The 10,798-nt window shown below is 38.7% G+C and carries 7 protein-coding genes and 1 pseudogene; 4 read left to right on the plus strand and 4 right to left on the minus strand.

What is annotated here, in order from left to right; translation table 11 throughout:
• Positions 1 to 369: 369 nt before the first annotated feature.
• Positions 370 to 2,358, plus strand: a complete 1,989-nt coding sequence (locus tag ACFIKU_RS06845) for a M23 family metallopeptidase (RefSeq protein ID WP_375641795.1) — start codon at positions 370 to 372, stop codon at positions 2,356 to 2,358.
• Between the two features lie 852 nt (positions 2,359 to 3,210).
• On the opposite strand, the pseudogene ACFIKU_RS06850 reads toward ACFIKU_RS06845, so the two are convergent.
• A pseudogene (locus ACFIKU_RS06850) lies at positions 3,211 to 3,441 on the minus strand (sensor histidine kinase); the annotation flags it as partial.
• Positions 3,442 to 4,091: 650 nt separating this feature from the next.
• Between ACFIKU_RS06850 and ACFIKU_RS06855 the strand changes: the two are divergent.
• Complete coding sequence (locus ACFIKU_RS06855) at positions 4,092 to 5,399, plus strand: metallophosphoesterase (protein WP_375657063.1); 1,308 nt, start codon at positions 4,092 to 4,094, stop codon at positions 5,397 to 5,399.
• A gap of 53 nt (positions 5,400 to 5,452) precedes the next feature.
• On the opposite strand, the gene ACFIKU_RS06860 is transcribed toward ACFIKU_RS06855, so the two are convergent.
• The 3 genes from ACFIKU_RS06860 to ACFIKU_RS06870 all read right to left on the minus strand — a co-directional run bounded on the left by ACFIKU_RS06860 (position 5,453) and on the right by ACFIKU_RS06870 (position 7,861).
• Positions 5,453 to 6,871 (minus strand): sensor histidine kinase, encoded by a 1,419-nt coding sequence (locus ACFIKU_RS06860; RefSeq protein ID WP_375657064.1) that lies wholly within the window; start codon positions 6,869 to 6,871, stop codon positions 5,453 to 5,455.
• 224 nt (positions 6,872 to 7,095) lie between these two features.
• Positions 7,096 to 7,650: an RNA polymerase sigma factor gene (locus ACFIKU_RS06865; protein ID WP_375622532.1), complete on the minus strand. Its 555-nt coding sequence runs from the start codon at positions 7,648 to 7,650 to the stop codon at positions 7,096 to 7,098.
• Between the two features lie 7 nt (positions 7,651 to 7,657).
• A complete protein-coding gene (locus ACFIKU_RS06870; RefSeq protein ID WP_273724156.1) occupies positions 7,658 to 7,861 on the minus strand; it encodes a NepR family anti-sigma factor in 204 nt (67 codons plus the stop codon).
• A gap of 169 nt (positions 7,862 to 8,030) precedes the next feature.
• Here ACFIKU_RS06870 and ACFIKU_RS06875 point away from each other — a divergent pair, with 169 nt between their 5' ends.
• Both ACFIKU_RS06875 and ACFIKU_RS06880 read left to right on the plus strand, forming a co-directional pair.
• Positions 8,031 to 8,825, plus strand: coding sequence for a response regulator (locus ACFIKU_RS06875; RefSeq protein WP_375641792.1), 795 nt, complete (start codon positions 8,031 to 8,033; stop codon positions 8,823 to 8,825).
• A 22-nt stretch (positions 8,826 to 8,847) separates the two neighbouring features.
• Complete coding sequence (locus ACFIKU_RS06880) at positions 8,848 to 9,861, plus strand: sensor histidine kinase (protein WP_375657065.1); 1,014 nt, start codon at positions 8,848 to 8,850, stop codon at positions 9,859 to 9,861.
• Positions 9,862 to 10,798 lie beyond the last annotated feature (937 nt).

The following is a 10,798-nucleotide window of genomic DNA, read 5'->3' on the forward strand; positions in this document are numbered from 1 at the left end:
AAAAAACACTAATCAAATATTGTAACAAAAATTCCTATTTCAAGACGTTACTGTCAAAATAAAAAGCCTATAAAAATAAACCATGAAAACAAAAAGAGTTCAAAGAGAGCATGGCGCCTTTAAATAAAATATAGCACCCCATTGCAATGCATAAAATGGAAGTTCTCAAGAGTGGCTTAATCACAATAACACTTGTTTTATGTTACTTTAACAAGGAAATTTTTCTGCACAGGTACGATTTATAAAGACATTTCTGTATAAAGAGAATTCGCATGATCTGTAATTTGTAAAAAGAATCAAATTCCTGTAGAAGCATGCTAAGCTAGCTAGCTTTCTTTATTTAATATTGAAAAGTACTCTTATAAATCTATGTGGGATAACGAACAACAAAAAAACGATCCTGGACAGGACCCTGCTCTTGTCGTCAAACGCTTGCGTCCTGCGCGCCGACAAGTTTCGGCCCGTTGGCTTACGGGAACCGTTCTGACAGGAATCACTTCCTGCATTCTTATGGGTATTGCACTTTTTACGGCTCTTGATGAACAACAGCGATTGGTAACCCCTCCACAATGGTTTACGCAAGAAAACCTATCAGAATCACAAGATCCTGAGGCCAATGGGTATAAAGGTGATCGTATTTCTCCCACCCATGCACGGCAAAGCTTTGACAGAAAACGTCAATTTGAACTATCGATTCTGCAAAAAAAAGGCGATGAACAAGTTATTCAAACACAACATTTTGAATGGATTCGTATGGCTTTAGCCGAAAATCGCCCCCAGAAATATAGCTATCCAAAATTTGATTCTTTAAGCATTCTTGCCAGTGATTCGAAAAATCAAAATATCGCACCACAAGAAGATTCTGGGCAGATTTACGGTGCAAAAATCGAAACAAAACTCACCTTACGCAGCTATGATTTTAAAATAGATCAATTTGATTTTGATGACAGCGACACATTGACAGATGAAGAAGCACAACAAGAAGTACAAAAAGCTGGATTTACTTTAGAAAAGAGCTCCGAACTTCTTTCAGTTCTCACATTGATTGATCCTTTAAAATTAGAAGATGCATCCTCTGATTCCCAAGGAACAGAATCCCCTGAAGTTCGCATTGTTCAAGAAAATGTAACCATTTCTCCTCAAAGTCACCGTATCGATCTGACGAAAAACTATGTTGAAGATATTATTCCTATTCGTAAAAAACAAACGATAGCCGATGCTTTCAAAAAAACCAGTTATACAAAAAAGCAAATTGAACAGGTTGTAAAAACGCTAGAAAAAATCAGCCTTTCCGATACCCTTAAAGAGGGAAGTCTTTTACGCATTGGTATCGTGACACAAGCTGGTGAAGAAGACCATCTCGTACGCGCAAGTATCTATCAAGGGATGCATCATGTTCTCACCATTGCCCTAAATGATAAAGGCCAATTCATTGAAAGCACAGAGCCTAAAATGTCTAAATCACTTAAAACAGCTTTTCAAAATGGTATTCCGCATTCTTATATCAATAGCGCGCAATTACCAACAGCTTATGATGCACTCTATAGTGCTTTGCTAAGCCATAATATATCACAATCTCTCTCTCATCGTCTCATTCGTCTGCTAGCCACCAATATTGACATGAAAAGTCCGATAACCCCCAATGATCAAATCGAAATATTTTATGCCGTACCACAAAGCGATAAAGAAAACAAAAACGGCAAAAAGAACTTGAAAGCAAAGGAAGCATCCAAAAACACTGATCCAGAAATTCGTTATATTAGTGCAACTTTTGGGAATACAACTTATAAATATTACCGTTATCAATTAAAAGATGGAAGCGTTGATTATTATGATTCTGAAGGGAAGAGTTCAAAGCCTTTCTTGCTGCGAAAACCCACACCAAATGGGATTTTTGGCTCCCCCTTTGGTCCACGCAAACATCCTATTTTAGGCTATATTCGCATGCATACGGGTGTTGACTGGGTTGCTCCTAAAGGATCACCCATTATTGCTGTAGGAGATGGTATTGTCACAAGAGTAGGCGTAACAGGCGGCTATGGAAATCACACGGAAATTCAACATGCCAATGGATATGTCAGCAGTTATTCACACCAAAGCCGTTATGCACCAGACATCAAACCAGGCGTGAAAGTACGACAAGGACAAATTATTGGCTATGTTGGATCAACAGGCATGGCAACCGGACCCCATTGTCATTTTGAAATCATTGTCAATGGCGTCAAAGTTGATCCTATGCGCATCCGTATACCGGATAGCAAAGCCTTAACCAATCAAGACCTACAAACATTCCTCCAAGAAAAAAACAATATTGATGCCTTGATAAACAGCCCTATAACACCCTCCGAAGAGACTTAAAGCATGAAAGCATCTGTATTTTACGCCTTAAAACATCTAAACAATATGCTTTAGCGCTTACTTTTCTCAAAGAGATTTCCGCACTTTAAATATCTATTAAAGAATACACCGAAATATGCCACCACTCAAAGTCGCATAACAATGATTAAAAATAAAACGCCCTCCCCTTTTCTGGTTTACGCACAATAGAAAAGTGCAAAATATGAAACACAAAAAGGCTAACTCTTCTTGTTTATTTTATCAAAACGATAAAAATCTCTTTGTTTTCCATGCAATAAAATCTTAATCAAAGGAGAATTTTTCTAAAGAATGAAGATTTTAAAACCCATATCATTCTATAAACAACCCGACTTCTTGCTGAATAGATTCCACTTGTTGAATGCTTATGCTGTTCATAGCCCTAAAGGACGGTGTTTCATGAACTTTCTGAGAAAATTTTACCTAAGAATATTCGTTACACACTTTTACAAAAACACCCCATATTTAAAGTTTTACATGCCTTACAAAAAATAACAAAACTTGAAAAAACATTCTCTTCACAAAGAAATAGAGCTTACGAATATAAGTATTATTGGCTTAAAGGGGCTCTTATTCAAAAATTTAAATTTTAACTTAAGCACTTCAAAGCGATAAAACATACAAAAAAAGGAGAATTTGAAAACCGATAATCGGAGTCAACAAAGCGAAAAACAAAGAGACTAAAGGATAAAGAAGAAAAGTTGCTTTGCTTGAAGACAATTGACAATCTGATATGAATGGTGCTGTGTTCGCGTTATCTAAGTCATATTTTATGCTCATTTTTATTAAAACGAACCAGCAAAGAGCAAAGAGTTTACCCCTTTTAAAAATCAGTCAGAGTTTTTTTGAACTATTCATACTGAGTTTTGGCAAAGGAATGACAATCTTGGTGCCCCTCAAAGCAGAAGTTTCAAACAGAGGTTTTTCACCAAATTGCATACAGAGCTGTTCCACGACCACACGACCAAGCTCTGTTTTTTATTCTAAAGTTTGGCTTTTCATATCCACGCCATCATCTTCTACAATGAATATCAATTATCCATTGGGCTCAGAGCCAAATGACAAATTCTTTGACAATATTTATATAGAGGGCAAAAGCATTTTTCAAAAGAAATAACTATCTTATCGAAGCACAGAGGAAAACTCTCCATATTAAAAGCTTATAGCCTTCTCTTAAAGCTTTATACAAACCTCGTTATTAATGAGGCACTTTACCTTTAATTTATACCACAAAAAAAACATAAAGCCTTGTTTCTAGAATTTTTCACACATCATTTGATGGAAAAGAATAAAGATAGCAATTGTAAAAAGAAAAACGCAGAAATCGAGTACGATTTGCAAGTTGGTCTTATTGTTTTCAGTATGAGCTTTTTTGAGAGCCAAATCGTATCATCTGAGAGATGTGTGACCGCAATGCGATTCATGAAAAATTAAATTTAAAGTTCCTAATTGATATGACAGCTCTCAGGTATTTTCTGCAGTTGTTTCAGTTTTTGATGATAACATTATGAAATACAAAATAATAGTTACTATAATTTTTTTTACCACCTTTGTTTGTATGAAGCCTTATAGCCTTCACGCGCAGAATATTTGTGTAAAGAACTACCCAAGGCGAGATTTTATCAATACATTACCTAAACCAAAACGAATTGCGTATGATGATCGTTCTACAGATGTATACATCGTTAATGAACTAACCAATCCGGCCTAGTTCTATGGTATTAATTGATAAAGGCATAGAGCGTGGAGAATGGAAAACGGGTCCATATTGGGGAAATAAAGGGCCTTCGAATAGAATTAAATCTGGTTGTGTGGGAAAAGCAGCAACAACATCCAATGCTTGGCTTTTTGGATCAGGAGGATGGGCTACATATAAAGTACAAGATGATGGCACTATTTTAAAATTCCGATGGTATAATCCTTATATTGGTGCCAATGAATATTCTGCTACCGCAAGCAGAAAAGGTTATTATTTTGAACGCGTGGAGGAGGGCGGTGATAACGCAAGAACAATTTGGTATATAAAAAGAAAGGAACCTATCAAAAACTATACGGTTGTCATAGCAGCTGATCCGCAGCCATGGCGTTTGGATACTGGCGATCCTAACGCGAACAGCAACCGACAGCCATGGATAGAGGAAAATAAGAAAGTCGCCCGTGCGATAGAATCACATGCAGCTTCATTTTATATTATCAATGGCGACTTAACTGAATTTGGTCGTCCTCAAACCTATCAAGATTATGCCGATATCTATAAAAGTATCGCTTATCCTGTCTATGAAGGACTAGGGAATCATGACTATTACAATAATATTGGTGATTGTATGATACCGCTAACAAGTCTTTCAAAGAATGCATGTGCAATAAGTGCTGTGCAAAGAATGTTGCAAGAACTAAAGAAATATAGCCGCTCTTTACCTGAGTTCAATCAACATGTAACTTCTCGTGTGCTTATTCGTTATGAAAGGGCCTATGACATAATAACAGGAAGTTTAAGCTACTCATGGGATTATGGAGATATTCACTATGTGCAACTTCACAATTATCCAACTTATACGGCTAATTTATCTGGCGATTACACTAAAGTAAAGATAACGAGCGCTCTTAGGTGGCTAAAAAAAGATTTAGCTGCTGCTGATGCAAGAGGGAAAGTTACAATCCTCAACTTTCACGATGCTCGTCCCTATTTTGGAGATAAAGATTCGCATTTTCTCCATCCGAAAAATGCTCGACGTCTTGCTGTATTTAAATCCATCATTACAAGTCACAATGTCAAAGCAATTTTTGTAGGACACGAACATCAACATGTCTATTGCCGTGCACAGGATGATAAAGTCTTTGGAAACATCCCTGTCTATACAGCAGGAGCACTCTTTAGAGGAGACTACTATCTCGTCAATGTGCGAGGGAAAAATATTTACGTAAAAGCTTATAATGGAAAAACAGGAAAACCTGTTTTGGTCGAAAATTTAGGACGAAATGGAGCCAACACCTCCCTCGCGGAGAGTTGTAGTAATTTATAAGAACATTTTTTTACTTTCAACTTTCACACACAAAGGAAGCAACTTCAAATAACCTAGGCTGTCTCCTTTGCACCACCTGTATTAAGTTTTGGCAAAGGAATGACAATCTTTGTGCCTCCTAAAGCAGAAGTTTCAAACAGAGGTTTCTCACCAAATTGCATACAGAGCTGTTCCACGACCACACGACCAAGCCCTGTTTTTTGTTCTAAAGTTTGGCTTTTCATTCCCACGCCATCATCTTCTACAATGAGCATCAATTGTCCATCTTTCTGAGGACCAAAAGAGATATAAATATGACCCGACCGTTGATCAGGAAAGGCATGTTTTAAGGAATTGGTCAGCAATTCACCAAGGATAATTCCAAGTGTTGTCGCATCTCTTGAAGACAGGCGACAATCTTTAAAGTTGGTGTGAATGGTGATGTTTTCACGCAATTCAAAAGGGACAGCCAATTCGACATCATGCACAACAGAACTGAGAAACTCTGCCAATAAAGTCGTTTCCATATCATCACTTAAGCGCAAACGACGATGGGCTGTAGAAATTGTCTGAATACGATCACGTGCCGCCCCTAGAACAGAACGTACCTCTTCATTTTTGCTCCGGTTTAACTGGAGCCCCAGCAAAGAAGACACCGTCCCAAGAGAATTGCCAATGCGATGGCTTGCATCCTGCAACAATATTTCAACCCGTTGGCGTTCTTTTTCAGCGTGATTACGTGCTCTTTCTAATTCTTGTGTCCGTTCTTTCACGCGAGCTTCCAGAGCGATATTTTCGCTATGAAGCAGCAATTGATACAGTTTTAAAGAACGCACATCACGGTGAAAACGATTAATAACAAAATAGGCAGAAATAAAAGTACTCACAACGGAAACAATAGCCGCCAATGTCAAAGCAGCCCGCATTAATGCGATACCCTCACGCTGTTTTTGTCGCACCACATCATCCCCATTAATAAAGCTTGTCATCAATTGAGCTAAACGTGCCACAGGAATCTTTGATACTTCCAAAGAGGCAGCATGAGAAGGTTGTTCAGGAATCGCATCAAGAGCATGCATATGGGCATTCATAAATGCTTTTCGTGCTTCAACCTCTTTTTTAAAAGCCGTAAACCATTCATCCCATTGTGGATGCGCATAAACAATAAGTGCGATATAATCGAGAATATCTCCTAACTCGCGCTCTGCATTTTCAAAACGTATTTTATCTTCCACCTTGCGCGTTTTTGCATAGCTGCGATCAGCAACAGCCATATCAATCAAGCTAATAAGGACCAAATCAGCCTGTTCGCGCAATTCTGAACTTGTATTCAACTGTGCGACTTCTCGATCAACGGCATTTGAAAGCAACATAATAAAAACCGATGCCAAAAGAGCCATAACAAGAGAAACAACAATCGCAGCCCACCGCCAGCGTGATATCGTTGCATCAGAAGAAGGCATTTGAGGCATCAAATTTGTTTTTGTTGTCATAGAATGTCCATTGGCGAACTTGAAAGTCGTCATTTTTCAGCACAAAGGAAGGCAACCTTATGGAACATAAAACCTAAAGCCCGTGAGAAAGTTTTATACAGGCTTTTCTTGTGTTCCTAAGGATACACGCCAAACTTCTGAATTTCCTCAGATACTGACTTTACTGTAATAGCTATAACGGGAATAAAAAAAACAAGGCTATCGATCATAATTATTATGCTTTTTTAGCCGTTAAATGAACACAATGTACTTCCAGCTGAATAAGAATCAGGACCATAATCAGACTCACCATCCACCTTAAGAAGTTCTTGTAATCGATTACGCGCCCTGCTCACACGGCTTTTAATGGTTCCAACAGCACAACCACAAATAGCTGCAGCATCTTCATAAGAAAACCCCGATGCGCCAATGAGAATAATGGCTTCTCTTTGATCGGCAGAAAGCAAATTTAAGGCTTTTTTGAAATCTTGCAAATCAAGCGATCCATATTGAGCAGGATGAACAGCGACATTTTGAGTAAACACGCCATCGGTATCTTGAACTTCTCTTCCCTTTTTACGCATTTGACTATAAAATTCATTGCGCAAAATAGTAAAAAGCCAAGCTTTAAGATTGGTTCCCATCTCAAAACTATCTTGCTTAGCCCATGCCTTCATAACAGTATCTTGGACCAAATCTTCAGCTTTATCGTGCTTGCCACTTAAAGAAACAGCAAAAGCTCGTAAAGCCGGCAACACCAAAAGGAGTTCTTGTTTAAAGTTTTTCGCGCACTTTGACATAAAGGATTCAAACCTTTTCCACATTGTTTAAGCCAAATTGCTCTGCGCGCTCCAACTTCTCTAAAAGATCGAGTAAACACCGTGGCAGTGCTTCTTCTTGAATTTCCATGTAAAATTGACGTAACTTCCGTGCTATTTCGCTATTGACCCCGAGAAGATCATCTCCAACTTTAAATTGTGTGGTGAGATTTTTTTCATCACGGTCGTTCATTTTTCATCCCCCTAATCCATATAATATCAGTAGCACCGCGAAGAATTTTTTCGCCTTATGGTTGTAAATATAGCTGTCGGTAAAAAGTTCCATACAAATCAAGGAACTTTTTTATCGGCTGAGAATTTCAACCAACAAAATGCTTGAAAGGTCAAAGGAGTTATAAATTATGTCATTATCAACGCGCATTGCCCCGCATCTTCCCTATCTTCGGCGTTTTGCCCGCTCTGTCACCGGTAGCCAATCCTCTGGCGATGCTTATGTGTCAGCGATGTTGGAAGCACTCATTGCCGACATCTCCATTTTTCCCAAAGCATCCACTGACCGAATTGGTACCTATTGGCTTTTTTGCCATCTTTTTGACCAAACCACACCGAACATCCCTGAACCCCTGCCCCAATTTGGTCTTGAACAAAAAACAAGTGCCAAATTATCCTATCTCACGCCCCGTGCACGCCAAGCATTTTTGCTCATTGCCGTTGAAGGATTTCATGAACGAGAAGCCAGCGAAATCATGAATCTGGATACGAAAGAATTCCGTAAGCTTCTCAACCAAGCATCCATTGATATTTCTCAACAAATTGCCACTGAAGTAATGATCATCGAAGATGAACCTCTTATTGCGCTTGATATTGAGCAAATGGTAGAAAGCCTAGGTCATCATGTTGTGGGAATAGCGCGCACGCGTGATGAAGCTGTCATCATGTATCATAAGAAAAAACCACGGTTGATTTTGGCTGATATTCAATTAGCCGATAACAGTTCAGGTATTGACGCGGTCAACGAGATTTTGAAAAATGACCGTATCCCAGTGATTTTCATCACGGCTTTTCCTGAAAGGCTGCTGACCGGCGAGCGTCCAGAACCAACTTTTTTAGTGACCAAACCTTTTAACCCGGATATGGTGAAAGCGCTTATTTCTCAAGCTTTATTTTTTCAAGAGAATGCTTCTAAAGCGGCTTAGAACAGAGTAACATCTTAAAATTATGATCGTTACGCCTCTTTCAAAGCCTCCCATGGATAGATCTCATATGAGTGCGCTCATGCAAGCGATTCGTGGTGCTGATATTTGTGTTCTCTATCAGGCAACAAATCTGGTTTATTTATGGGCTGAAAACTTGCCGCACCATTTGCACAATAAATGGCGGGTTGGGTGTCGTGACAGCGACTTTTTTTCGCTTGACCTTGCAGACAATATGGAAACCATAAAACTGCAAGTTTTAGCGAGTGGCAAAATGCAAACTGTTGAAGCACGTTTTGAAGATACAAAAAAACAAGAGATTTGGTATAAATTTTCTATTGATTGCCACCGCAATGATAACGGAGACATTATCGGTATTATCACCACCGGTGTTAATATTTCCGGCTTACGCCGCCGTGAACAAGTGCTTAAAATCCTTCTTCGCGAAGTCAGTCACCGTTCTAAAAACCTTCTAGCGATCATTCAAAGTATTGCCAGCCAAACCGCCCGCTATACTGAATCTCTTCAAGTTTTCTTACGCAAATTTCAAGGTCGTCTTCATTCTCTTTCTCATTCTCAAGATCTGATCACTGATTCCGATTGGCGTGGCGCTCAATTTCGCGAATTGGTCCAAACGCAGGCTTTAGGCTATTTTATGAAAGAAACAGAACGTTTTTCACTTGAAGGCGTAGATCCTTATCTTTTTCCCAATGCCGCTTTGCATATTGGTTTGGCTTTTCATGAACTGATTGTTAATTCTCTTTCTTTTGGAGCCCTTTCCCAAGAAAAGGGAAGCATTTGTGTACGCTGTGAAATTGAAACAAAACCGAATGGTAAAACGCAACTTATCATCACTTGGCATGAAAATTTTGAATCTGGCATCCCTCCCACAAACAATAAAAAAGCCTGTTTTGGTAGTGCCGTTCTCGAAAAAATCGTTCCCATTTCCGTGAATGGTTCAGCTTCCCTCAAATTGACACAAGAAGGAATTGTCTATTGCCTCTCTGTTCCTGATACTTATTTTGATATTTTTTCTTAAAAGAGCATTTTACACAATAAATAAACAAGAGAAGTTTCCCCCTTTTTTTTAGCAAAATTTCTCATCTGTTTTATTAAGCACAAAGATATTTTCCACCCCTTTAAACCAACTTCTATAATCCCCCGATAGCTCCCCAAAACTTTAACGATGAAAACTTAGCATAAAATCCATTCCCGCTATCAACCAACTTCCATCCCTCATATAACCGCATATTTTAAGACAGAAACCAAAACGATGAAGAGCAAACCGTTTCAGCTTTTATATGCCAAATAAAAGCGAGTCTATTACCCACCTCTTTTTGTGTCATTTTCGCAATGCACATACAATTTCATTTTGGCAGAATATGAAAAGGAGTAGAGCTAACATCTATCATCACGCTTCAGCTTTACGAGCTTAAAACATCTACGACAATCAATTGATGAAATACACATTTTATGCTTTTATTTATCGCATTCTTTAATGAAGATATCCTCTTCAGGTACAATAGGACATCCTAAAACAGTATACACTTGTGTCTTTCATTCACGCACTTTTTAATATTTCCCAGCGCATCCACGCTCATTTCAAAACAGTGTCTGTCAATAAGACATAATAGCTCCCGTAAAGTGAACCATCAAGTATGCCCCTTTTCACTTCATAAAAGTAATAGCGAGCACCATCATACCCTTTATCCCTCATGTTACAACAGCCATTGACCTTTGAGAGCGTTCAAGCGTTCATAAGAGGCATTTTAGTCTATTTTAAAATATTTCTCACCGACACAAAGCCCATACACACCCTTTTATGACGTGCAAGCCAATGACTTTGATTAATTCACTATAGAACGGACATCTCAGACGCGGAACTGACATCTCAAAGGGGGAACTGACATCTCAAAGGGGGAACTGACATCTCAAAGGGGGAACTGACATCTCAAAGGGGGAACTGACATCTCAAA

Origin of the sequence: Bartonella sp. CM120XJJH (assembly GCF_042194715.1) — a bacterium.
In the GTDB taxonomy this organism is placed as follows: Bacteria; Pseudomonadota; Alphaproteobacteria; order Rhizobiales; family Rhizobiaceae; genus Bartonella.

Coding starts and splice junctions, on each gene's coding strand:
- ACFIKU_RS06870 (WP_273724156.1), bottom strand. CDS start 7,861: ATGAACGACCGTGATGAAAAAAATCTCACCACACAATTTAAAGTTGGA.
- ACFIKU_RS06860 (WP_375657064.1), bottom strand. CDS start 6,871: ATGACAACAAAAACAAATTTGATGCCTCAAATGCCTTCTTCTGATGCA.
- ACFIKU_RS06845 (WP_375641795.1), top strand. CDS start 370: ATGTGGGATAACGAACAACAAAAAAACGATCCTGGACAGGACCCTGCT.
- ACFIKU_RS06880 (WP_375657065.1), top strand. CDS start 8,848: ATGATCGTTACGCCTCTTTCAAAGCCTCCCATGGATAGATCTCATATG.
- ACFIKU_RS06865 (WP_375622532.1), bottom strand. CDS start 7,650: ATGTCAAAGTGCGCGAAAAACTTTAAACAAGAACTCCTTTTGGTGTTG.
- ACFIKU_RS06875 (WP_375641792.1), top strand. CDS start 8,031: ATGTCATTATCAACGCGCATTGCCCCGCATCTTCCCTATCTTCGGCGT.
- ACFIKU_RS06855 (WP_375657063.1), top strand. CDS start 4,092: ATGGTATTAATTGATAAAGGCATAGAGCGTGGAGAATGGAAAACGGGT.